Origin of the sequence: Pseudomonas sp. Yb2C2 (genome assembly GCF_052112325.1) — a bacterium.
Taxonomy (GTDB): Bacteria; Pseudomonadota; Gammaproteobacteria; order Pseudomonadales; family Pseudomonadaceae; genus Aquipseudomonas; species Aquipseudomonas marginalis.
In genome coordinates this window covers 101,087-123,927 of sequence record NZ_JAVAJK010000021.1, presented here as the reverse complement: position 1 = coordinate 123,927, position 22,841 = coordinate 101,087, and the positions used below count along the sequence as shown (strand labels likewise).

Sequence of the window (22,841 nt, the reverse complement as noted above, 5' to 3'; positions counted from 1 at the left end):
TTTACGGTATGTCTTCGAATCCGAAAATACCTCGGCGAGCAATGCGCAGCGTCACCACACCGGAATAGCGCTGTGGAACACCGTTACGGTTGACCTCCCAATAGACTTTTACGATGTGATTGAGGTTGTCCGATACATACTTCGCCGGGACTTTGATTCGAGCTTCACCGGGCGTGGAAATATGCATCAGCATGACAATGCGGTTCACCGGGCCAAACCAGTGCAGTCGAAGATGCTGGCCGATAGGCGGGTCAGGGATGGTGACCCAGACGCCCTCCGGTACCAGGTCCGGATCAAGGTAATGGCCGGCAACCTTGTCGACTACCGGAGCGGCCATGGGCTCCAACGGTTTCCCCACCAGCAGGCTTTTGCGCGCAGACTCACCCAGCAGCCGCCCATCAGTACCATTGACCTCGTAGTGCATTTCGGAAGGGCGCCCCTCGAATCGCTTGATTTGGGCCACGGGCAGTACGAACTCAATGATGTCGTGCTCCGGGCGCTCACCTGCACTGCGGGTGAAGCGGTATTCCACGCTGCCGTCTCGGTCAGGCAAGAGCCAGACCAGTGTGATCAGGTCCCACGGCTTCCAGCTGGCCTGGTAAGGCACGTAGGCTTGCCCATCTTTCGGTACCGGACGTATTTCAGCGAGGGGCATGGTGTCGATCACATAGGGCGCTGGCCACAGAACCGTTGCACCTTTGACACTCACGTAGGCAGCTTGCGAATACATCGTCGTTGAACCGACATATTTGCGCAGGGTGTAATACAGCTTGGCATGCCCCTGGGCCAGACCGTCCATGAACGCAGGAGGGATCGAGAAGTCATAGATCGCGTTGATCCGGTCCACTGGGCGTTCCTCGCGGTGTGTGACAGTGTTTCCTTGAGCATCGGTAGCCCTGAAGACAAATTCCAGGGTATCTCTCGTCTCGAAGTAATCCGCTGAAGCAAACACCGAAGCCGTGACGGATTTGCCTGCCAGCTTCTCCAGGTCAATGACCCCGGTTTGCGGGTCAACCTCGGCGCTGTAAGGCTCTCTCAAAATATCGCGTTGTGCATATACCCATACCTTGCTGACGGCAGACCAGCGTTCAGCCGGGTCAGTAAAGTTACCGGTATGCCCGCGCACCTGAAGCCTCACGTTCAGTTCTCTGCCGTCGCGGGCGGCCATGACTGTCCTGTAAGGCACTATCAGGTTGACCGCATGGTTCAGATCTGACTCGGTGAGTAAATAGGTAACCTGTTGATCTCCCCAGCACAGCAGGACCTGGTCTCCCGCAGCCGCGTGGGCGTAAGGCATCAGCGTGATTTCGATATTCTCGAAGGCCCTGGCCTCACTGACGCCGTTAACCAGCACATCGTCAGGCAGATAGATGACCAGTCCCTGGTGCCCTGGCCTGGAAGGGTCGGGGTCGTGGCCGCCCGGACGTGCAAGGTCAACCCTCAAGCGCAGGGGCAGGGTAGACGCGCCCGAGGCGTTGATTCGGCACACCAAGGGGTCTATCCATTGAGGCCGGATACTGGCTGCCGGCAGGAGAATTGGCAGCCATTCACGCTGGGTATCCCCGGGCATGACAAAGGTGTGAGCGACGGGAAGGATAGGGTCGTTGCTGAACAGTTCGAGCAATTGACCGGGTGACGTGCGTGAACTGGTTTTCACGTAGACAACCTGTGGGGTTTCGATATTCCTGAGGCCCAGGTTGCCGTCAACCCCTACATCACCGGCCGCGGCTGGATGGAGCCTTGGGATGTAAAGATCGCCTAGTTCGGCGGTGGGCGCAGGGGGAGGGGGGGCGACGTTGGACATGTAGTGACTCCTTTCTATGAAACAACGGGTAAGACACCGAAAGGCAAAGTTCGGGCTAGAGGCGTCTGAAGCGAATATCGTCAATTTCGTAGTCGTTACCACTGGTAGTCACTACATGACTATTAATGTAAAGCACGACGTAAGAACTGTTAGCGAGGAAACGTCCCGAAAGGGTTCGCCAGTTTACTAAGTCGGTGAGTTGGGTTGGAGCTGTGACAGCGCCTTGAGTGCTACTTAGAGAGAGTGAAGGGACTACGTATAGGCCGCGGAACCTTCTGGCTTTCATACTGAATTCGTATTGATGGCCTGGTATCAAGTTGGCAAATCCCTGACTGAGGATTACCCCGCTTTTATTGCCGGTGGTATTTGTAAAGTTATGGAAAACGGTATTGGCGCCATACTTTCTGAACTCGATGTCACGTCCTCCATTGACTGCTGGGCCTGCTACCCATCCGTTTAAGTTGCTGTTGTCAAAGGTGGTGAGGTGGTCGAAGCCTGCGATTACGCGCAACGCGAGAATCGGTGAAAATCGCCTGGGAACATTGGCCCGGGCCAAACTGTATTTTAGCCTTATGGATCTATCCAGGTTTCCAGTGATGAAGTTACGTGCGATAGGGATTTCCAGTGTTTCCCCTGCCTGGTCATTATTTAACTTCATCTGAACGGAGGTGCTAATCACATCTCCATCCAAATCCAACTTAATCACATCGCCGCCCAGACTGTCGGTAAGCGGCAGCGTAACCATCAAATGGGTGCCAAAATTAGCCGGGTCCAAATAGTTACCCGAAGCGCTTTCAACCCTTACCGCTGGCAGTGTTCTTGTAGGTTCTCCCACTTGAAGCTGAAGACGTTGGGATTGCCGATGGGGCGTCTGATCGATGCGTTCATAGTACACCTCGACAGGCAATGTATTAAAGCGCCTGACTTGTGCGTTCGGAACAGTAAATGAAAGTTCCCGGTCCTCGGGAATGGGCCCCAGCACAAATTCTTCAGTAAAATTAACCGAGTGCGCGGCCCATACTATTCGGATGCGTGTGGTGGCGGTCCAGCCAAGTTGGGCACGATATTTAACCGTGGCATTTGAGTTTGGATTCAATTCTCCGTCTGGCGCCTCTACGATGCTCGGTGCGGGCCAGGCGATGAACTCGCCCTTAACCGTTACCCGTACTTTTCTCGACGGCAACCATACATCATCTCTGGCCTTATAGAGGTTGTAGTACATAATTGCAGTGCCGCCGGCTATTGCGCTGACGATTTCGTTGGGCACGTCGAAGTCTTCGATGAAGTTGACAAGGTTGACGTCTCTCTCCTCGCCATGGAAAAACGGCAAGTTATAAGTGTCTCGGCCCTCCCATTCAAATGCAATTTTGTCGTTGCGCTCGAAAAAGTCGTTATCGATGAATATCTGAACGACTTGTGCGGCCTCACCCAGCTCATCAAGTTCAACGGTTTCTCCGGCTTGCATAAGGAACGGTGGCCGTGGCCGCAAGAGCCCGAGGTTGACTTCTACTCGCTGTGTCTCCGACCAGTTCGATTTGGAATCGGGATCAGCCGGGTAGTTACCGCTCACATCCTTGATTTGCATGGCCACCGGCATGTTCACGTAGTGAGGGTTCTCTTTGATCTGCTCGGGAGAAATGAACATTTCAAATGGCCGTTGCACCTCACTGGCCGTCACCACGTGTTCGATGAGAGTGGAGCCCCAGGCGATACGGCAGGTGTCCCACTCGGCCATATTTTCCCAGGGGTGGATCTCGAGCACTACACCGCGATCTGCCCTGGCCATATCCACGTGGCTACCGGCTTCCAGGTCGGCAGGCAGAAAAAACACCAGGCCCTGGTTACCGTCGGCGTCCGGGTTCGGATCAGGGTACCCCGGGCGACTGCGTTTCACCCTGAGCTTCAACGGTTTGGTTTTAGACCGGTTGCCGCTGGGGCGCTTGATCAGGCAATAGACTTCGGCCCACTCCGGCAGGATTTGTTCTTTATTCACCATCAGGCTGAAAAACCGGTTCCCCAGGTTGTCCGGTTGGATGATGAGGTAATCCACCGGGGCTTCAGGGTTGTTCCAAATCAGGTAGATCTCCGTGTCCAGCACTACCCCCGGGAACGCCAGGAGCAGCACCTCCAGATTATGTTCCACATGTCGTGCGCCCAGTGCGCCGTCAGACTGGGTATCCCCTTCGGGAGGGGGTTCGATACCGCTGATCAGCACTGGGCCCAGGTCATAGTCATTGCGGGGACGGCGGGCCGGGGTTCTGGTTTTACGGGACATGGTCAGGCCTCCAAGAGGGGCGGTGTGGCTGATAGAAACCGCAGCAGCTTCATCTCCCACGGCCCGGCGCACCAATCCGTACTTCCTGGCGTAACGATTCGTTTAGCGATGTGCTGCGCGCCAGAATATTTTCGGGCTCATACACGTAATAGAGTTCAGGGGTGGTGCCGTCGAACCTCAAGAGATCTTCATAGGGAATCAGGCGTCTTATCGGCACGCCTTCAGGCACCTGCCCCACGGTAAATAGGTCGTCGTAGAGGATCAGGTCATGGCTGCCCGGTATCACGTAACGCATAAGCAACATGATCTTGTCAGTAGGCCTGCGCCATGCGTACCAAGGAATTTCGACGGCGGCGCCACCGGTGGGGATGGGGTTGACGACATGGGAGGGGTATCGCAAAAAAATAGGCGCCTGCAATCGGATGATCGCGTCCTGCACGGCGGCGGAGGCGATTTTTGAGTAACCCACGATATTGAGCCCTTGGAACAGGATAAAGCTGATCTCCACTTTGCCACCGGCCACGGCACGCACTTTGTCATGAGGTACGAAAAAATCATGAGGCCGGCCGGCCGCTACGATGGGGATGTATTGATCGTGCAGAACCCTGCCTCCCAGCTTTGGGTAGCCCTGGTAAGACACAAAATACGTGTAGCCAACAGGGCCCTCCCACGGATAAGTGAACAACTGCATATGCAAAGGCCCGCCGTTAAGTGACTCAAGGTCGATCAAGCCTGGATAGTGCTGGGTCGCGAAGATAGGCGCGGCATAGTTGGCGCTGCCCACGTCCACGAGCACCGGGACGTTGCGCGAGCGGGGGGTGGATACATTGCGGACGGCGTCGACAACCTGGAAACTCACCAACCGATTGGTGCCGTTACCGATCGAGATGATTTGATCGCGGTTGAGTTTTATCTCGGTCTGTTGACCGACACCGGTCACTTGCTGAGGGGGAGCCAGAAAACTACCAACCTGGCATTCAATGCGATCCAGTGCATGCATATTCGGATAAGGCTCGAAGGTCAGGGTCACGCCCCGCCCGGCCTGAATTTCCCTGATCTCTGTATCGGATATTTTGAAATTGAGTTCGGAATGGCCGGGAGTGATGTGGTCCTGATCCTCGCCGGCGGGGAGGGTTCGCTTGACCATCAGGGTCAGCGGATAAGAGAGGTCATTGGATGGGCCGCCGGTGTACCACACCCTGTACCCCAGTATCAGATCCCCATTGGGGAGGTCGCTGTCCGAAATGGCAAAGGAGAAGCTGCTGCGAGCTTCTTCTCCAGGTTCCAGGGTTTTCTCTGCAAGTACCTTCATCCCCACTATAGAAAGCACCTCAATCTTGTCTCCGGGTTTCGCGGGCCAATTCTTGTCCACCGACACGGTCAGGCCTCTGGCCAGCAACCAGAGCGGAATACCACCGTCATAGCCCGCAAATGCAGGGGACATCCCAGGGACTCGCAGCGTGTCAAGAAACTTGGGTTTGACCGGCGAGGCCTTCTTGGGTTTGGTCGTGGCGGGCTTGCTGTTCTTGGTAGGCATGGCTTTCTCCAATAGAAAGTTGTCACGCTTGACAGGAAATGCTCCTGCGCTTGGACCTATCAAACGCCGTTAAAGAAGGATTTGGCTACTGTCATAATTAACAGGTGGCGACGGGCGGACGGCGCGCAACACGCCCGGTCAGGAACCTTGCAGGATTTGCACTTGACGGCGCAGCGACTCGTTCAAATCCACCGAGCGGGCCCTGATGGAGGCGGACGCGGACTCGTAGACGAAATACAGATCGGGGGCGTAGCCCGCGAAGGGGTGAAGATCCGTACCGGTGAGCGCCCACTGAACCGGCTGTCCATCCGACCAGAACGATCCCACCGGCTTCGTCACGCTGAAGAGGATGATTTCGTTGAGTGACTTCACGTAACGCAGGATCAACGTGAGGGTATCTGTCGGTTTGCGCCAGGCGTACCAGGGGATATTCACAACGAGGGAGTTTTCTATGAACACCGTATCTTCAGGGTATTTTTCGAAATAGGGCGCCTCCAATCGAATGACCGACCCCACAACTTCAGCGCAGGTCTGCTTGGAAACGTAAGGGGTCAAGTCGTCTGCCCGGATCAATTCATAGCTGATCGCCACCCATCCTCCGGCCGCAGCACGGACTTTGCTGTAGGGCACTTCATGATAGGTCGCGGTGCCAGCCCTGGTGATCACTTCGATGCGTCGGTGCACCACCTCACCTCCAAGCGGAGGGTAGGCCTTGAAGGTGATCACATACCAATCTCCCGTCCTGCCGATGTGCCCAGGGGTGTACATGCCAACCCTCAAGTTGGCGCCATTGAGTCTTTCGATATCGATATAGCCCGGCTGATCGTCGGACTGGATGAATGGGCCTTCCCGTTGCGCATTGTCGAGCGCCACCACTACGCGGGTGTACTTGGATCTTGGTGTTGAGGCGTTGCCGACGAGGTCGACTATGTAAAACCCCACCAGCAGGCCATCACTGTCACCGGCTTTAATCATCTGGGCGTGATTAATCACAATAAGGGTCGCCTGGCCGACGCCTGCAACTTTCTGCACGACGTTCAGGCTGCCCCATTGGAAGTGGATGCGATCGCTTGGATGCATATTCGGATAAGGCTGAACGATTACGCTGACGCCTTTGGCTGCCTCGGGCGGATAGACTTCCAGGGCCGAGAGTGTGTATTTGAGCTGCGAGTGACCCGGCTCAAGCTGATCCAGGTCTTCGCCCGCCGGCAGGTCGGTTTTTACCAAGATACTCAGGGGATAGGATGCCTCGTCGTCGTCGCAGCCTCTGTAATTCACCACGTAACCCAGGCGTAGTTCTCCGTCGGGCAGCTTTTCCCGTGGAATGGAAAAAAAGTAACTGTGGTGTTGTTCCTCTCCCGCCCGTACCGGCTTCATCGCCAAGGACGTCATACCTGGCATCATGACGATATTGATGATGTCGCCAGGACTGGCAACCCAACTGTTATCCACTCGGACAGTCAGCCCGGAGACCATCAGCCAGTCGGGAATCCCTCCGTCGTAACCGTCTACATTATGGGTCATACCTGGGATCGACAGACGAGGAAGCTGCCTGGGCTGTCCAGGGGAAGTATTGGCGCTTTCAGTGCTCATGCTCTTTATTCTCCTGAACAAGTCCCTGAAGGTGGAGGCGTAGCGTTGTTAACGGTTTACGTGCCTCAGGTGGTATCAAATACCCTTGGTTTCGCGCTGGCTACTGTCAGAATTCACAGGTGGTGTTGGGGGATCAAACATTCGCGGTGCCGAGCTCGACGTTCAGTTCATCGCACGACCACTGGTCGCCACCTGTTAACTCTGACAGTAGTCAACACCTTGCTGCTGGAGGTCTGATTTCTCTCAAACCCATGCCCAGTGCGCAGGGGAATACCGAGGAAACCAGCATGGCCAAGTATCGCGCTCAACCTCCCAGTCTGATCTCCGACCTGCCCCCGGTGGATATTCCGCTGATGCAACCGCCGATTGCAGGAGATTTGGAGGAGGCCGACGGGGGGATTGGTGTGTCGCATACCCTGAGACCCCTGGTCGTGCATATCGACCGACCAAGCAGTACGCCTGAAGGAACGTTCTTCGAATTGTTCTGGGGCGGCGGTGATCCGGTCGCGTACAACCTGATCCGTGAGGGCGACCAGAACCTGACGCGCATTCCCTTCACCGTGCCCTATGACAGTATTCGCGAGCCGTGGGCAGATCCGGTGTACGTCCGGGTTATTCGCAGCAGCGGAAACGAATCCCGAACCCAGCCTTTGCGTTTGAGGGTCAACCTGCAACATCCGGGCGGACAAGACCCCAATCCCGCCCCCGGAAATCAAGGCCTGGTATTTGAGTTGCCGGATGATGTAAGGCTTGGTGGGGTCAGTGCGGATCGGGCCAGGCAGGGTGTGGAGGTGATCGTCAGGCATTGGCTGAACATGGCCGCCTATGACCTGCTTATCCTGGTCTGGGGCTCGGTGCGAATCGAGCGGTTGATCCTGCCCGCCGAAGTCGGGCGGGATATCACCTGCATGCTCGACGAGGATGCAATCAAGGAAGCAGGGGACAGCGACTTGCTGCCGGTGGCGTTCCAGGTTCGCGGACCGACCGGCAACTACCCCGATCCCTGGGCGCCCTGGTCGAGCACGGCACTGGTTTCGGTGTACCTGGCAACCGACCGCCTGGACGCACCCTGGGTGCAAGTACCCGAGACCGACCGAGAAATCGATCTGGAAATACTCGGCACTCGGGACGCACAAATCGGCCTGACCGTCGGCGGGGCCGATGCTCGTGTCTACAGCCATGTTTTTCTGTACTGGAACGGGATAAGTGCCCAGGGCAGTTCGGTTCATTACTTTGAGGATCGGCCACTGTCAGGTGCCAAGGGTTACTTTTTCAATATCGGCAACGCCTTGGTCAGTGCGATCGCCCAAGGCAGCGCAGTGGTGTATTACGAACTGAAAGGCGCAGGCTTGCCCGACAAACGCTCGCATAACCGTTATCTCACGGTGATCGGCGAGATTGTCAGATGGCCGGCACCGACCGTGGACCAGGCCCTGGGAGAGGATCTGGACCCAGGCTTGCCGCTGATTACTATCCGCTTCCCGGCGCAGGCCAGTTGGGCCAGCACAGACAGGGTACAAGTGACCATCCTGGCCAGCGACGCCGGCGGCACCGTCGATTACACGGCAGGACGGCTCGTGGGCCAGGTTGCCCCCGGCAATGATATGACGTTCGATGTGCCGGGCACTGAGCTCAAGCGTTTTGACGGGCGTTTTATCGACGTGTTCTACAGCGTGACACGGGGCAATGAACTGCCTCAGGAATCCCTGCGCCAGCTATATCAGGTGCACCTGCCGAATGAGATGCCTGTTCCCGAATTGATCCAAGCCACAGGCTCAGGTGTTTCGGTGACCCTTGCGCCGATGAGTGCGCAAAATGGTGCAACGCTGAAAGTCAGTTTTTTGCCGATGTACACCACTGACAGCATCAAGGTCACGATGGAAGGGACTGCCGGTGCGGGGTCACCGGTTATTGCGCCGAAGGATGGTTTGACCAGTGGTGTGGTGATGTTTGATATTCCCAAGACGGCGATTGCGGCGAATATCGGCAATACCCACAAAATGTTTACCCTCAAGTACGAGCTCACCCGTGGAAATGTCGTTCGGTCGTCGTCGGTGTTGACGGTGACGGTGACACCAATCCCCCAGGCGGAGTTGCTAAAGACCGTTATCCAAATCAATGAGGCGAACCCAACTACCAAGGTATTGGATCTGTCGACCGGTACTGCTAACAGGAAACTGCGGGTCGGCAGCTGGCCGTTCATTGCTACCAATTCTCCGGTCTGGATTGAGTTCAAAGGTTTCAAAAGTGGAGGGGGGGCACACAACGTAAAACATTGGAATGGTGGTGCTGCCTATGTGAATTCGACCTGGTTCAACCAAGGGTGGTGGGAGAGTGGGATCAGTTATGCGTCGTACTTGAAAGAGTTGGGCGACAATACGAAACTGACATTGCATTTCAAAGCCGCTTTGGGCGCCGGCATAACTGAGGCTAATGCCATTACGTTCCCGGTAGTAGAGTATACCGTTAACGCAAAGCGAGTAGATACCGATGAGTTCGATGGTTACAGTGAGGACGGCTGGACGAACTGGAAGAACGGAACCAATTTAAGAGTGAAGCTTGAAAATGGCGAGTACTATTTAACGTCTTATGGCCCTGCTTTTCAGATAACCAAGTGGGTTACCCACTTAAAGTCTGGGGCTGTCAGGGTAACGATTAAATATCGGAGCCCAATTGATAATAACGGTACGAGTTTGCTTGCGGTAGGTGGTTATGTGCAGCATTTTTATCTTCAGAAGAATAGTGGCTGGGTTGAGTATAATTTGCCAGTAACATATGGAACCCACAATAATGAAGTTATATTGTCATTTAGCACCAATCTTGTTGAGATTGCCTTCATAAAAATTATTAACGTATAACCTATGGTTCGTGGGGACTGCATTTATTAAGAAAATAAGGCCATCCTGCCTTTTAAATATCGCGCCTAAAGAATGGGACTGATTGAGTCCCCCCCTCCCTGTGAGGCAGTGGCCTCACAGGGTTAATAGCAATATATTTCGAGGGTACGCACCGGAAAGCGATGCCCGACTTGCTACCTACGTAGAGTTACTTCGGACAATACTTGGGGCAACATCGTTTCAAGTGGTTTTTCACACCACCTCCAAATAAGAACTATGAACCGCCCCCGCCAACTCCCGCACGGTCTCAATAAACTCCGTCAACCGACTGTGCAACCCATCCTCCAATATCTCATCAATCCCCGTATACCTTAGCCGCGCCTCAAACTCCGCCGCCAGGCGCTGCGCCGTGCGCCCGTAACTGCCGGGCAGGTCCGCAAGGATATGACTCAACTCTTCAATACACGCATGCAACGAGCGCGGCACATCGCTGCGTAGCAACAGCAGCTCCGACACCGACCGTGCATTCAGCGCATTCGGGTACAGCTCCGTATACGCCTCGAACGACGACAGCGCGCGGAGCAGGGCGCTCCACTGGTAATACCCGCGTGCCGACAAGTCGCTGACTTCTTCCGACTCTTCGCCAAACATCTCGTAGCGCGCATCCAGCAGGCGCAAGGTGTTGTCGGCGCGCTCGACGAAGGTGCCCAGGCGGATAAACCGATAGGCGTCGTTACGCATGATGGTGCCGGATGTGGCCCCGCGAAACAGGTGCGAACGCTGCTTGACCCAGTCACAGAAGTGGCTGATGCCATGGCGTGCCAGGCCGCCGGCGGCGATGCTGCGCATTTCCAGCCAGGTGGCGTTGAGGTTTTCCCACATGTCGGCGGTGATGCGCCCGCGCACGGCGTGGGCGTTGCCACGGGCGGCGCGCAGGCAGTTGTAGATGCTGGCGGGGTTTTCTTCGTCGAGGGCGAAGAAGTGCAGCATGCGCTCGGCATCCAGGGTTTCATGGCGTTCCAGGTAGCTGTCCAGTGTGCCGCTGCTGAGCAGCGACATGGCCAGTTCGTCCAGGCCATCGCTGCGCCCGGCCTGGGGCATCAACGACAGCGAATAACTGACTTCCAGCATGCGCGCCAGGTTCTCGGCGCGCTCCAGGTAGCGGGACATCCAGTACAGATCTGCGGCGGTTCTACTCAACATGATTCAGCCCTCCACCACCCAGGTGTCCTTGGTTCCACCGCCTTGCGACGAGTTGACGATCAACGAGCCCTCACGCAATGCCACCCGCGTCAGGCCTCCCGGCACCAGGCGGGTTTCCTTGCCCGAGAGCACAAAGGGCCGCAGGTCGATATGCCGGGGCGCGATGCCGTTTTCGACAAAGGTCGGGCAGGTGGACAGGCTCAGGGTCGGTTGGGCGATATACGCATGGGGGCGGGCTTTGATGCGTTGGCGGAAATCTTCGATCTCGGCCGCCGTGGCCGCTGGGCCGACCAGCATGCCGTAGCCGCCGGAGCCCTGGGTTTCCTTGACCACCAGTTCGGCCAGGTTGGCCAGTACGTGGGACAGTTCATCGGGCTTGCGGCATTGGAAGGTCGGCACGTTTTGCAGGATCGGCTCTTCATCCAGGTAAAACTTGATCATCGCCGGCACATAGGGATAGATCGATTTATCGTCGGCCACGCCGGTGCCGATGGCATTGGCCAGCACCACATTGCCGGCGCAGTAGGCCGCGACCAGGCCTGGCACGCCGAGCATCGAGTCGGGGTTGAACGCCTGCGGGTCGAGGAATGCATCGTCGATGCGCCGGTAGATCACGTCCACGGCCTTGGGCCCGTCGGTGGTGCGCATGAACACCTTGAGGTCGTGCACGAACAGGTCGGCACCTTCCACCAGTTCCACGCCCATTTCCCGCGCCAAGAACGCATGTTCAAAGAACGCGCTGTTGAAGCGCCCAGGCGTCAGCACCACCACGTTGGGGTTGTCCAGGCGGCTGGAACTTTTGAGGGTCTTGAGCAGCAGGTTGGGGTAGTGGTCCACCGGGGCGATGCGCTGCTTGGCGAACACTTCCGGGAACAGGCGCATCATCATCTTGCGGTCTTCGAGCATGTAGCTCACGCCGCTGGGGGTGCGCAGGTTGTCTTCGAGGACGTAGTAGGTGCCATCGCCGTCGCGTACCAGGTCCACCCCCGAGATGTGGGAATAAATATCGCGGTGCAGGTCCAGGCCGACCATTGCCTTCTGGTAACCCTCATTGCCCAGCACCTGGTCGGCCGGAATGATCCCGGCCTTGATGATGCGCTGGTCGTGGTAGATGTCGGCGAGGAACATGTTCAGTGCATTGACCCGCTGGATACAGCCGCGTTCGATCACGCTCCATTCGCTGGCGGGGATGCTGCGGGGGATGATGTCGAAGGGGATCAGGCGCTCGGTGTCCTGCTCGTCGCCATAAAGGGTGAAGGTGATTCCCGCGCGATGGAACAGCAAATCGGCTTCGCGGCGACGCTGGGCCAGCAATTCCGGCGGCGTGTTGGCCAGCCAGCGGGAGAAGTCCTGATAGTGCGCACGGCACACGCCGTTTGCGTCATTCATTTCATCGAAGAAAGATCGAGCCATTCCAGTACCTTGTCAGTGCCGAGGGACGCATGGGGTGGCACTGCCGCTTTAAAAAACGCATTTTTTTATGAGCCCGTGGCTGATGGTGCCACCGGGCCTGGTCCTTACTTTCTTATGGGGTCGGCTCTGGGTCGGGGGGTAACGAATGTTCCTGTATTCGGGCAGATGAATGGATAAAGCAATGCGTGTGCCGGAATGGGCATCCCGCGCTGATTTCCCATTGTGGTGAGCGGGCCTTCTGTGGTTACCAGGCTTCTGGGGTGAGTGGGACTGTTGTGGTGAGCTGGACTGCTGGGGGGAGCCGGACCGCTGTGGTGAGCGGGCTTGCCCCGCGTTGGGCTGCGCAGCGGCCCCAAAAAACTTGGGAGCGCTTCGCACTCCAACGCGGGGCAAGCCCGCTCACCACAGTAAGCCCACTCACCACAGTAAGCCCACTCACCACAGTAAGCCCACTCACTACAACAAGCCCGCTCACCACAAAAAAAGCAGGCCATGACAAGGCTGCTCACCATAAGGGAGCGGTTTGCGCACCGCGATGGTGCAACAACAAACTTGAACTTCGCCATAGCCCGATTCTTCTAAGGGGTTTGAGCCCAGCAGGGAGCACGGATGTGCCCAGAATCATTTCACCCGACACCCCGGAAGCGAACCTGGCCGACCACAGCGAGCACAACGCCAAGATCTTTGGCTCGCCCAAGGACCGCCTGGACTTCTACCGTCGCGAAATCCAATACGAAACCACCATCCTCGCCAACCGCACCGATGCCTACCTGACGGCGCAGTCGTTTCTGGTGATTGCCTTTGTCTCCGGCATGGGCAACCTCAACCCCGAGTGGGGCAAGTTGTTCACCCTGGTGGTGCCGGTGTTCCTGACGCTGCTCGGCATACTCAGTTCCCTGAATGCCTGGCCGGGGATCCGCGCCGCGTACGAAATCATCGATCACTGGCACTACAAGCAGAGCGAACTGCTGCGCAGCGAGCCGGTGATGGGCATGGCCTACGATGAGTCGCCGCTGTTTTCCGAAATGGAGTCCTCCCATAAGGGCTATCGCAAGTCGCTGCTGTTCTCCATGCGTGCGCCGTGGCTGTTCATGGTGTTCTGGGTGTTGCTGGGGGCGTACGCGTTTTATATCCAGGTGGATAACCCGGGCTCTTAAGCAGTTGGAACTTCAGCGGCCGGCACGGGACCTTACCTTTACGCAGTCTGCGTTTTTTCCAAAGAGGTGACCCATGAGCACAGACAAAGACCCCCAGACCAGCAACCGTAACGACCCGGCAATCGACGGCGGCGAACCGGCCCCAGGCACGGCGGCCGATGCCCCGAAAGACCCGAAACCCGCCGCCGACCCCAAGGCCAGGGAAAACGACTACAGTCCAGACTTCAAGCCTGAGCGCGAGCCCAAGCCTGAAACCGATGCCGATATCGACACCCAAGGCGGTTAGAGGAGACGGTCATGTCCAAAGAACTGGAAGAAGAGCTCAACGATCCGGGCAATGAAGACCCGGGTTCCCTGATGGATGATGCAGAAGTACCGCTCAATGATCTGGATGACGCGGCGGATGTGGGCAATACCGAGCGTCAGGACTGAGCTTTCGCCTGGGCACGTCGTTCATACCACGCGAGCATCGGCTGGGTACTCAAGCCATGAACGACGATGCTCAAGGCGATCACTGACAACGTCAGGTTCACCGCCACCGCGCTGCTGGTGCCGACAAGGCCATGGTTGAGCGCGTAGAACAGGTAGTAGATGCTGCCGATTCCGCGAATCCCGAACCAGCCCATCAGCCCGCGCTGCTGGCGATCGACCAGGCGACCCCAGGGCATTGCAAACACACTGACCGGTCGAATCACGCAGAACAGCAACGCCGCCAACGGCAATGCCCGCCAATCCCAATGACTGGCCAGCACGATGCCGAGCACCGTGACCAGGAACACTTCCATCGAGCGCTCCACCAGGCTGCCGAACGAGAGCATGTCGCCCATCATTACGCCGGCGGCGATCTGGGTCTCGGCCAACTCGCTCACATCCCCTTGCAGAGCGTGCTCCGGTTCCACCTCAAGATGACCCACCACCGGCAGCGCCAAATGCTCCGAGGGCGTGTGGGAGTTGCCGGTTGACCTGAACTCTGCCTGACGCAGCCCGAGCCCGGCGGCGAATACGGACAGAAAGCCGTAACCCCCCACCGCTTCGGCCACCACGTAGGCCAGGGCGATCAGGGCGAGGGTCAGGTAGTCATTGGGGGAGAGCGTACTATCACTGTTGTTGACGCGTAGCCACAGGGTCGTGCGGCCAATGCCCCGGCCCATCCAGTAGCCGACCAACAGCCCTGCCGGCACCGCCCATAACAGGTTCTTCAACGCCCAACCGCCTAGCCAGTCACCGTCAAAGCCGCCGTGCTGCATGAAGACCAAGGCAAAAATCACAAAGGGAAAGGCCGTGCCATCGTTCAACCCGGCTTCTCCGGACAAACCGAAGCGCAGCGCATCGTAATCCTGTGCATTATTGACCTGCACCAGCCCCGCCAGCACCGGGTCGGTCGGCGCGAGAATGGCACCCACCAGCAGCGACACCCCCCACGACAGTTCAAACACGTAATGCAGCGCCAGGCAGCTGCCGAGGATGGTCAATAGCATGACCGGCCCGGCCATGCCGAACGCGATGCGCCAGGTGCGATGGCCCAGGGGCAGGCGCAGTTTGAGCCCGCTGACGAACAGTGAAAACAGCACCGCGACTTCCGTGAGGTGTTCCATCCAGCGCGCAGATTGCTTGATGTCCAGGTGCAGCAGGTCCACGCCGAGGGGGCCGATGCCCACGCCCAGCAACAGGCACACCGCCGAGGTGGTCACCGGCATCCAGCGCAGGTAAGAGGAGGTGAGGGCAAGGGTCAGCAGCACTGCACCGAGGACGGCCATCCATAGAATAAAAGTCATCGGGAGGGTGTCCAGGGCCGTGGTCTATTCACGTTCGAGGCGTGTCGCTGACTGCAGGTTCAATGTGATTGCGTCGCCTTGAATTCATTGGCGATTGATCAGCAGGCGCTCCAGGTCTTCAGTAGGCAGCGGCCGGCTGAACAGGTAGCCCTGGATCTGATCGCAGCCGGCCTCCTTGAGGAACGCCAATTGCGCCTGGGTTTCCACACCTTCGGCCACCACCCGCAGGTTCAGGCTATGGGCCAACTCGATAATGGTACGGGTGATCGCGGCATCCTGGGGGTTGCTGGTGACCTCGCGGATAAACGCAATGTCGATCTTCAGCGTGTCGATGGGGAAGCGTCGCAGGTAGGCCAGGCTCGAATAGCCGGTGCCGAAGTCGTCAATGGAGATCTTCACGCCCATGGCGTGCAGGCGTTGCAGGCTGGCGATGGTGTGCTGGGTATTCTCCATCAGCGAGCCTTCGGTCAGTTCCACTTCCAGCCAATGGGGTTCGACGCCGGTCTCAGTGAGAATACGCGCGATATCGGCAATCAGGTCGCCCTCGATCAACTGATGGCCGGAGACGTTCACCGACACCTCGACGGCGCCAATCGCGCTGCGCTGCCACGTCGCAATCTGCTGGCACACGCTGCGGATCACCCAGCGCCCTACCTCCACGATCAAACCCAGGCTTTCCAGGACGGGCACGAACACCGCCGGCGATACCGCACCGTAGCCTGGGCGCTCCCAACGCAGCAGTGCCTCCAGGGCGCAGATCTGCCCGTCGGCCAAAGCGACTTTTGGCTGGTAGTGCAGGGTGAACTCATCGTGCTCCACGGCCTGGCGCAGGGCGTTTTCCAGGTCCTGGCGGGCCAGGTCGTGCACGTTCATGCGCGTGCTGTCACCGGCATGTTGGCGCAGTTGCTGCTCAAGCAACTGACTATGGCGCTTGAGTTGATCGCCATGGCTCTTGAGCCGCAGCAGGTTGCGCACCCGCAGCCACAGTTCGACCCGTTCCACCGGCTTGCTGATGAACTCTTCGGCACCGGTTTCCAGGCCACTGACCCGTGCACTTGACTCGCTGAGGGCCGACAGCATGATGATCGGAATACTCGCCGTGGCTGCGTCGCCCTTGAGCTGGCTGGCCACTTCGTAGCCGTCCATGCCTGGCATCATGATGTCCAGCAGGATCAGGTCAGGCGGCTGTTTGGCCACCAGTTGCAAGGCTTCTTCGCCGCTGGCCGCCGTGAGGGTCTGGTAGCCCTCGTGTTGCAACAGGGTTTCCAGCAGCTTGCGAACCTGGGGTTCGTCATCAACGATCAACAGCGTTGCGGGTTGGCTGGCCATGGAGAGGACTCATCTGAGGGGGGCGAGGGTGGTGTGTTGCAACAGCGTGTCGATCACCTGGTACAGCTCTTTGTAGCGCAGCGGCTTGCTGATGTAGGCATCGCAACCGGCCAACCGGGTCTTTTCACGGTCTTCCTTCATGGCCATGGCGGTGAGGGCAATCACCGGGATATGGGCGGTGTGCGGGTCCTGCTTGAGCAGCGCGGTAGCGGCCAGGCCATCCATGCCCGGCAGCTGGATGTCCATCAGGATCAACGCCGGTTGGGCTTCGCGGGCCAGGGTCAGGCCGCTCTCGGCGTCGGCGGCCCACACCACCGTGTGGCCGGCGTTGACCAGCAGCAGCCGGGCCAGGCGCATATTGGCCTCGTTGTCTTCGACGATCAGGATATGGGCCATTCAGCCTCCGTGCCCCGGTGGAGTGGCAGCCACACCACAAACCGAGCGCCCTGGCCTTCACGGCTGGCCACCGCGACACTGCCACCGTGCAGGTCGACCAGTTGCTTGACCATCGCCAAGCCCAGGCCAGTGCCTTCGAATTTGCGCGCCAGGCTGCTGTCGATCTGGCTGAAGGCCTTGAACAGCTTGCCCATGTCGTCCTCGGCAATACCGATGCCGGTGTCGCTGACGCTCAATTCGAGGAACTGCTGGTGGGCGCTGGGTTGCAGGGCAAACCCGTGCATCGGCCAATCGCCGGGCACTCGCCCGACCTGTGCGCGGGCCACTTGGCGCACCGCCAGGGTCACGGTACTGCCGTGGGCGCTGAATTTCACCGCATTGGCCAGCAGGTTGTAGATGATCTGCTTGGTCTTGCGCAGGTCCAGGGCCAGTGTGCCGAAGTCGCCCTGGCTTTCGAGCTTCAACTGGATGCGTTGCAGGGCGGCTTTTTCGCGCACGATCAACAGGCTGTTGGACAGCAGGCCCTCCAGCTCCACGGCTTCCAGCTCCAGGTCCATCATCCCGGCTTCGACCTTGGACAGGTCGAGAATGTCGTTGATCAGCGACAACAGGTGCTGGCCGCTGGTGAAGATGTCGCCGATGTATTCGCGCTGGGTCTCACTCATGTCGCCCACCAGCCCGTCCTTCAACGCCTCGGAAAAACCGATCACCGCATTCAATGGTGTGCGCAATTCGTGGGACATGGTGGCGAGGAACTCGGACTTCATATGGCTGGCATGTTCCAGCTCCAGGTTCTTTTCCTCCAGCGCGCGCTCAAAGCCTTTACGCTCGGCTTCTTCCTGTTTGCGTGCGGTGTTGTCGGTGCCGATCAGCAGATAGCCGATGATGGTGTCATGCCGGTTGCGCAGCGCCGTCACCGAGACCATGGCCGACAGGCGGCTGCCGTCCTTGCGAATATAGGTCAGCTCGTAAATATCCTCGATGCCGCGGGACGCCTTGAACACCAGCGCTTCGAAGCCCGGCGTGATCGGCGTGTCCAGCTCCAGGCTGAGGGCGGCGGCGCGGGTGATCAGTTCGGCGGGGTCGGAGATGTCGGCGGGGGTAATGCGGTTGAGGACATCGTCGGCGGCATAGCCGAGCATGCGTTCGGCGCCGACATTGAAGATCTGGATCACGCCCTTTTCATCGGTGGCGATGCTGGAGAAGTAGGCGCTGTTGAAGATTGCGTCTTGCAGGGCACCGGTTTTCAGCAGGTTTTTCTGGCGTTTGAATTCGACGATTTTTTCAGCCCGTGATTGGGCTTCAAGCGGTGGTCCAGTGACGGGTTTGTCCATGGCGGTGTTTTCCAGGCAGATCGGCCCGGCCGTGTCGATGACAGGGCCGCAGAGCATGCTCACAGAAAATCGCGTGGACGCGATGAGGAGGAGATGAGGTCCCCGGACAATAGCAGATACCGCCCGCACTACGGTATGGATGCACTCAAACGAGTGTACGCCGACACAGGGCGGCGGGCCGCCCTGTTACCGGGCGGCGCGGCTTAGAGCATCACGCTGCTGATGACCTGGGTGCTGTCATCCGGGTCGATGACGCTGTGGAATCCCAAGGCCTGGTTCAACTCGCGCTACGGCGCATTGGTTGCCGCGTCGACCGTGTACATGCGTTTGAAGCCATTGGCGCGGGCCGCCGTCATCAGGTGCTGCATCAAAAGGCGCCCCAGGCCCAGGTGCTGCCAGGCATCGGCCACGGTGACCGCGCATTCGCATTCATCCGTCCTGGCCTCTGCATAGCGGGCCACGCCGATTTCGATCAACTGGCCGTTGTCGTGCACCAGGGCGATAAAGGCCAGGCGTTGCTGGTTATCGACATCCATCAATTGGTCCATCAGGGTCTTGCCGGGCTCGTTGATTTCGCCCAGGAAGCGCGCGTGCCGCGATTCACGGGACAGGCCCTTGATGAAGTTGTATTCCCGTTCACGGTCGTCGGCGCCGAGGGGGCGCACCAGTACATGGCGGCCATCGTCGAGCTGATCGATCCAGTACGGTTTCGGCAGTGCTGCGTAGGCGAGGGCGGCCTGCTGGTTACGTGCTTCGATAGGCATGGTGTGGGCTCCTGGCGGTCAGCATCGGGCAGCGGTGCCTTGTTCGATCATGCCCCTGGGAGCAGGGGCGCCATTGATCTGCATCAAGATGCCTGGCTGCCGGGCAGGGCAGGCGACGTTCGGTCATGCGCAGCGGCAAAGGGTTGACCATGATCAACGTTCGGCCCGCCGTCGCGGCGCAGTCTGGTCCCACCCCACATGCCCAGCAGGAGGTCACATCATGGCAACCATGAGAGCCGGCGTCAGCGAACGGATGGGCGTCGCCCGTGGACTGGGCGCGACCCATATCGTCGACTTCAAGCAAGGCAACGTGGTCGAGCAGATCATGGCCCTGACCGACGGGCGTGGCGTGGATGTGGCGATCGAGGCGTTGGGCACCCAAGGCACCTTCGAATCGGCCTTGCGCGTGCTGCGTCCCGGTGGCCGCTTGTCCAGCCTTGGGGTGTACTCCAGCGACCTGCGCATCCCCTATGACGCGTTTGGCGCAGGCCTGGGGGATTACAGCATCGTCTCGACCCTGTGCCCCGGCGGCAAGGAACGCATGCGTCGCTTGATGGCGGTGGTCGCCAGCGGCGGGGTGGACCTGTCGCCGCTGGTGACCCACCGCTTCAAGCTCGACGACATCGAGGCGGCCTACGAACTGTTTGCCCATCAGCGCGATGGGGTGATGAAAGTCGCGATTACGCCTTGAAAGCCTGCGCGCAGAACACCCTGGTGCGCAGGCTGCCAAAACGTTAGAAATGCCAAAATTGCACTTTATGCGCTTGGTGAAACGTTTCTTCTAGCGACAAACGGGCTGCGCAAGCGCTTGCGTAAGTAAATGTATCTGATTAGAGTCGGTGGCAATCGGCTCTGATCAAAGAGGGCTGAACGACAAAAATAATAAAACCAGGAGCTCATTGATGAGCCTTGAACCCTTGCTCGAGATGCAGGGCATCAGCAAAACCTTCAACGGTTTGCGCGTGCTCAAGAATGTCGGCCTGAAGGTCTACCCCGGCGAAATCCACGCCTTGATGGGGGAGAACGGCGCCGGCAAATCGACCCTGATGAAAATCCTCTCCGGCGCTTACCAGGCCGATCCCGGCGGTGAAATCCGCATGGCCGGCCAGGCCGTCGCCACCTTTACCCCCGCCACCGCCAAAGCCCTCGGCATCGCCGTGATCTACCAGGAATTGAGCCTGTGCCCGAACCTGAGCGTGGCCGAGAACATCTACCTGGGCCGCGAACTGCGCCGTGGCTGGACCATCGACCGCAAGGGCATGCAAGCCGGTTGCGTCGAAGTGCTGCAGCGTCTGGGCGCCGAATTCACCCCGGCCACTAAGGTCAGCAGCCTGTCGATTGCCGAGCGTCAGCTGGTGGAAATCGCCCGGGCCTTGCACGCCCATGCCAGGATCCTGGTGATGGACGAACCGACCACGCCGCTGTCGTCGCGCGAGACCGACCGCCTGTTTGCGCTGATCAAGCAATTGCGCAGCCAGGGCCTGGCGATCATCTACATCAGTCATCGCATGGCCGAGATCTATGAACTGTCGGACCGTGTCTCGGTGCTGCGCGACGGCCAATACATCGGCGAACTGAGCCGCGACGCGCTGTCGGCCGAAGTCCTCGTGAAGATGATGGTGGGCCGCGATCTGTCCGGTTTCTACAAGAAGGAACACGCCGCCTACGACCCCGGTGCGGTGGTGATGCGCGTGCGTGACATGGCCGATGGCAAGCGCGTGCGTAATTGCAGTTTCGACCTGCATGCCGGTGAAGTGCTGGGTATCGCGGGGCTGGTCGGGGCAGGGCGCACCGAGTTGGCGCGGCTGATCTTCGCCGCCGATCCGCGCACCAGCGGCACCCTGGAAGTGGTGGGCAAGACCGTGACCCAACTGCGCAACCCGGCGGATGCGATTCGTGCCGGCGTGGTGTACCTCACCGAAGACCGCAAGGCCCAGGGCCTGTTCCTGGACATGAGCGTGGCCGACAACATCAACGTCTGCGCCTGTGTGCCGGATGCCCGTGCCGGTGGCGTGCTTGACCGGGCTCACGCCGCGCAACGCTCGAATGACGCGATCAAGTCGCTGTCGATTCGCGTGGCGTCGGGCAAGGTCAATGTCGGCACGCTGTCCGGCGGCAACCAGCAGAAGGTCTTGCTGGCGCGGCTGCTGGAGGTCAAGCCCCACGTGCTGATCCTCGACGAACCCACACGCGGCGTGGACATCGGCTCCAAATCCGAGATCTACCGCATCATCAATCAACTGGCGCAGGCCGGCGTGGGCATCGTGGTGATCTCCAGCGAGCTGCCGGAAATCATCGGCACCTGCGACCGGGTGCTGATCATGCGCGAAGGCCAGTTGGTGGCCGAAGTCGGCGGGGCCTCCGGTCACGTCATCTCCCAGGAACGTATTATTGACCTCGCCACTGGTGGCGATCAGGTGGTTGCCCATGGCTGATTCGATGATTGCAACAACAGGCAAGGCCGAACGTGCCCGCGAACTGATGCGCACGGTCGGTATGTTGCCGGTGCTGATTTTGTTGCTGGTGGGCTTCGCCCTGGCCAGCGAGAACTTCCTGACCATGCAAAACCTGTCGATCATCACCCAGCAGGCCTCGGTCAACGTGGTGCTGGCGGCGGGCATGACCTTTGTGATCCTCACGGCGGGGATCGACCTGTCGGTGGGCGCGATCCTGGCGGCGTCGGCCGTGGTGGCGCTGCAGGCGTCGATGTCGCCGCAGTTCGGCATGTTCGGGATTGCGGCCGGTATCGGCTTCGGCCTGCTGCTGGGCCTGGTCAACGGTGGGTTGATTGCCTTCATGCGCCTGCCGCCGTTTATCGTCACCCTTGGCGCACTCACCGCCATGCGCGGCCTGGCGCGTCTGCTGGCGGATGACAAGACCGTGTTCAACCCCGACCTGCCGTTTGCCTTTATCGGCAACGACTCGATCCTCGGCGTGCCCTGGCTGGTGGTGATCGCCGTGGCGGTGGTGGCGCTGTCGTGGTTCATCCTGCGCCGCACGGTGATGGGCGTACAGATCTATTCGGTGGGCGGCAACCCCGAAGCGGCGCGACTCTCCGGGATCAAGGTGTGGAAGGTGCTGCTGTTCGTCTACGCCATGTCCGGCGCCTTGGCCGGTCTGGGTGCGGTGATGAGCGCCTCGCGCCTGTTCGCCGCCAACGGCCTGCAACTGGGGCAATCCTACGAGCTGGATGCGATTGCCGCGGTGATCCTCGGCGGCACCAGCTTTACCGGCGGCGTCGGCACCATCGGCGGCACGCTGATCGGCGCGCTGATTATCGCGGTGCTCACCAACGGCCTGGTGCTGCTGGGGGTGTCGGACATCTGGCAATACATCATCAAGGGCATTGTGATCATCGGCGCGGTCGCGCTGGATCGCTACCGCCAGTCCGGTGCACGGACCTGATTTCACTCATACAACAATC

Annotated in this window: 16 protein-coding genes and 2 pseudogenes; 7 read left to right on the top strand and 11 right to left on the bottom strand. The window is 59.1% G+C overall.

The window, feature by feature from the left end; all coding sequences use genetic code 11:
* Window position 1: 1 nt before the first annotated feature.
* From Q8X51_RS25285 to Q8X51_RS25270, 4 genes are all read right to left on the bottom strand, one after another.
* Window positions 2–1,804 carry a hypothetical protein gene (locus Q8X51_RS25285; protein WP_407694230.1) on the bottom strand — a complete coding sequence of 601 codons (1,803 nt, stop codon included), beginning with the start codon at window positions 1,802–1,804 and terminating at the stop codon, window positions 2–4.
* A gap of 55 nt (window positions 1,805–1,859) precedes the next feature.
* Entirely contained in the window at window positions 1,860–4,079 is a 2,220-nt protein-coding gene (locus Q8X51_RS25280) for a hypothetical protein (protein WP_407694229.1), read from the bottom strand.
* 49 nt (window positions 4,080–4,128) lie between these two features.
* Window positions 4,129–5,616 (bottom strand): hypothetical protein, encoded by a 1,488-nt coding sequence (locus Q8X51_RS25275; RefSeq protein WP_407694228.1) that lies wholly within the window; start codon window positions 5,614–5,616, stop codon window positions 4,129–4,131.
* Between the two features lie 138 nt (window positions 5,617–5,754).
* A complete protein-coding gene (locus tag Q8X51_RS25270; RefSeq protein ID WP_407694227.1) occupies window positions 5,755–7,209 on the bottom strand; it encodes a hypothetical protein in 1,455 nt (484 codons plus the stop codon).
* 287 nt (window positions 7,210–7,496) lie between these two features.
* Here Q8X51_RS25270 and Q8X51_RS25265 point away from each other — a divergent pair, with 287 nt between their 5' ends.
* Window positions 7,497–10,067, top strand: a complete 2,571-nt coding sequence (locus tag Q8X51_RS25265; protein WP_407694226.1) for a hypothetical protein — start codon at window positions 7,497–7,499, stop codon at window positions 10,065–10,067.
* Between the two features lie 231 nt (window positions 10,068–10,298).
* On the opposite strand, the gene Q8X51_RS25260 is transcribed toward Q8X51_RS25265, so the two are convergent.
* Both Q8X51_RS25260 and Q8X51_RS25255 read right to left on the bottom strand, forming a co-directional pair.
* On the bottom strand, window positions 10,299–11,249 hold the full coding sequence (locus Q8X51_RS25260; RefSeq protein ID WP_074846775.1) for an alpha-E domain-containing protein: 951 nt from the start codon (window positions 11,247–11,249) through the stop codon (window positions 10,299–10,301).
* A gap of 3 nt (window positions 11,250–11,252) precedes the next feature.
* A complete protein-coding gene (locus Q8X51_RS25255) occupies window positions 11,253–12,662 on the bottom strand; it encodes a circularly permuted type 2 ATP-grasp protein (protein WP_053130088.1) in 1,410 nt (469 codons plus the stop codon).
* Window positions 12,663–13,273: 611 nt separating this feature from the next.
* Here Q8X51_RS25255 and Q8X51_RS25250 point away from each other — a divergent pair.
* From Q8X51_RS25250 to Q8X51_RS25240, 3 genes are all read left to right on the top strand, one after another.
* Window positions 13,274–13,819 carry a hypothetical protein gene (locus Q8X51_RS25250; protein WP_027605795.1) on the top strand — a complete coding sequence of 182 codons (546 nt, stop codon included), beginning with the start codon at window positions 13,274–13,276 and terminating at the stop codon, window positions 13,817–13,819.
* Between the two features lie 73 nt (window positions 13,820–13,892).
* Window positions 13,893–14,105 (top strand): hypothetical protein, encoded by a 213-nt coding sequence (locus Q8X51_RS25245; RefSeq protein WP_065927576.1) that lies wholly within the window; start codon window positions 13,893–13,895, stop codon window positions 14,103–14,105.
* A gap of 11 nt (window positions 14,106–14,116) precedes the next feature.
* Window positions 14,117–14,251, top strand: coding sequence for a hypothetical protein (locus Q8X51_RS25240; protein WP_256097785.1), 135 nt, complete (start codon window positions 14,117–14,119; stop codon window positions 14,249–14,251).
* On the opposite strand, the gene Q8X51_RS25235 is transcribed toward Q8X51_RS25240, so the two are convergent.
* From Q8X51_RS25235 to Q8X51_RS25215, 5 genes and pseudogenes are all read right to left on the bottom strand, one after another.
* A complete protein-coding gene (locus tag Q8X51_RS25235) occupies window positions 14,242–15,594 on the bottom strand; it encodes a cation:proton antiporter (RefSeq protein WP_407694225.1) in 1,353 nt (450 codons plus the stop codon). The genes Q8X51_RS25240 and Q8X51_RS25235 overlap by 10 nt on opposite strands.
* A gap of 84 nt (window positions 15,595–15,678) precedes the next feature.
* Window positions 15,679–16,923, bottom strand: coding sequence for an EAL domain-containing response regulator (locus Q8X51_RS25230; RefSeq protein WP_065927574.1), 1,245 nt, complete (start codon window positions 16,921–16,923; stop codon window positions 15,679–15,681).
* A 9-nt stretch (window positions 16,924–16,932) separates the two neighbouring features.
* Window positions 16,933–17,319: a response regulator gene (locus Q8X51_RS25225; protein WP_092358061.1), complete on the bottom strand. Its 387-nt coding sequence runs from the start codon at window positions 17,317–17,319 to the stop codon at window positions 16,933–16,935.
* Entirely contained in the window at window positions 17,304–18,653 is a 1,350-nt protein-coding gene (locus tag Q8X51_RS25220; protein WP_407694326.1) for a sensor histidine kinase, read from the bottom strand. The genes Q8X51_RS25225 and Q8X51_RS25220 overlap by 16 nt, the downstream gene beginning before the upstream one ends.
* 203 nt (window positions 18,654–18,856) lie before the next feature.
* A pseudogene (locus Q8X51_RS25215) lies at window positions 18,857–19,417 on the bottom strand (GNAT family N-acetyltransferase).
* A 238-nt stretch (window positions 19,418–19,655) separates the two neighbouring features.
* Between Q8X51_RS25215 and Q8X51_RS25210 the strand changes: the two are divergent.
* The 3 genes and pseudogenes from Q8X51_RS25210 to Q8X51_RS25200 form a co-directional block, all read left to right on the top strand.
* Window positions 19,656–20,108, top strand: a pseudogene (locus tag Q8X51_RS25210) (zinc-binding dehydrogenase); the annotation flags it as partial.
* Window positions 20,109–20,319: 211 nt separating this feature from the next.
* Window positions 20,320–21,852 carry a sugar ABC transporter ATP-binding protein gene (locus Q8X51_RS25205; protein ID WP_137211932.1) on the top strand — a complete coding sequence of 511 codons (1,533 nt, stop codon included), beginning with the start codon at window positions 20,320–20,322 and terminating at the stop codon, window positions 21,850–21,852.
* A complete protein-coding gene (locus tag Q8X51_RS25200; protein ID WP_027605811.1) occupies window positions 21,845–22,822 on the top strand; it encodes an ABC transporter permease subunit in 978 nt (325 codons plus the stop codon). The genes Q8X51_RS25205 and Q8X51_RS25200 overlap by 8 nt, the downstream gene beginning before the upstream one ends.
* Window positions 22,823–22,841 lie beyond the last annotated feature (19 nt).

Excerpts from the sequence above, each read along its gene's own strand:
- Q8X51_RS25285 (WP_407694230.1), bottom strand. The coding sequence starts at position 1,804 with ATGTCCAACGTCGCCCCCCCTCCCCCTGCGCCCACCGCCGAACTAGGC.
- Q8X51_RS25280 (WP_407694229.1), bottom strand. The coding sequence starts at position 4,079 with ATGTCCCGTAAAACCAGAACCCCGGCCCGCCGTCCCCGCAATGACTAT.
- Q8X51_RS25275 (WP_407694228.1), bottom strand. The coding sequence starts at position 5,616 with ATGCCTACCAAGAACAGCAAGCCCGCCACGACCAAACCCAAGAAGGCC.
- Q8X51_RS25270 (WP_407694227.1), bottom strand. The coding sequence starts at position 7,209 with ATGAGCACTGAAAGCGCCAATACTTCCCCTGGACAGCCCAGGCAGCTT.
- Q8X51_RS25265 (WP_407694226.1), top strand. The coding sequence starts at position 7,497 with ATGGCCAAGTATCGCGCTCAACCTCCCAGTCTGATCTCCGACCTGCCC.
- Q8X51_RS25260 (WP_074846775.1), bottom strand. The coding sequence starts at position 11,249 with ATGTTGAGTAGAACCGCCGCAGATCTGTACTGGATGTCCCGCTACCTG.
- Q8X51_RS25255 (WP_053130088.1), bottom strand. The coding sequence starts at position 12,662 with ATGGCTCGATCTTTCTTCGATGAAATGAATGACGCAAACGGCGTGTGC.
- Q8X51_RS25245 (WP_065927576.1), top strand. The coding sequence starts at position 13,893 with ATGAGCACAGACAAAGACCCCCAGACCAGCAACCGTAACGACCCGGCA.
- Q8X51_RS25240 (WP_256097785.1), top strand. The coding sequence starts at position 14,117 with ATGTCCAAAGAACTGGAAGAAGAGCTCAACGATCCGGGCAATGAAGAC.
- Q8X51_RS25235 (WP_407694225.1), bottom strand. The coding sequence starts at position 15,594 with ATGACTTTTATTCTATGGATGGCCGTCCTCGGTGCAGTGCTGCTGACC.
- Q8X51_RS25230 (WP_065927574.1), bottom strand. The coding sequence starts at position 16,923 with ATGGCCAGCCAACCCGCAACGCTGTTGATCGTTGATGACGAACCCCAG.
- Q8X51_RS25225 (WP_092358061.1), bottom strand. The coding sequence starts at position 17,319 with ATGGCCCATATCCTGATCGTCGAAGACAACGAGGCCAATATGCGCCTG.
- Q8X51_RS25220 (WP_407694326.1), bottom strand. The coding sequence starts at position 18,653 with ATGGACAAACCCGTCACTGGACCACCGCTTGAAGCCCAATCACGGGCT.
- Q8X51_RS25205 (WP_137211932.1), top strand. The coding sequence starts at position 20,320 with ATGAGCCTTGAACCCTTGCTCGAGATGCAGGGCATCAGCAAAACCTTC.
- Q8X51_RS25200 (WP_027605811.1), top strand. The coding sequence starts at position 21,845 with ATGGCTGATTCGATGATTGCAACAACAGGCAAGGCCGAACGTGCCCGC.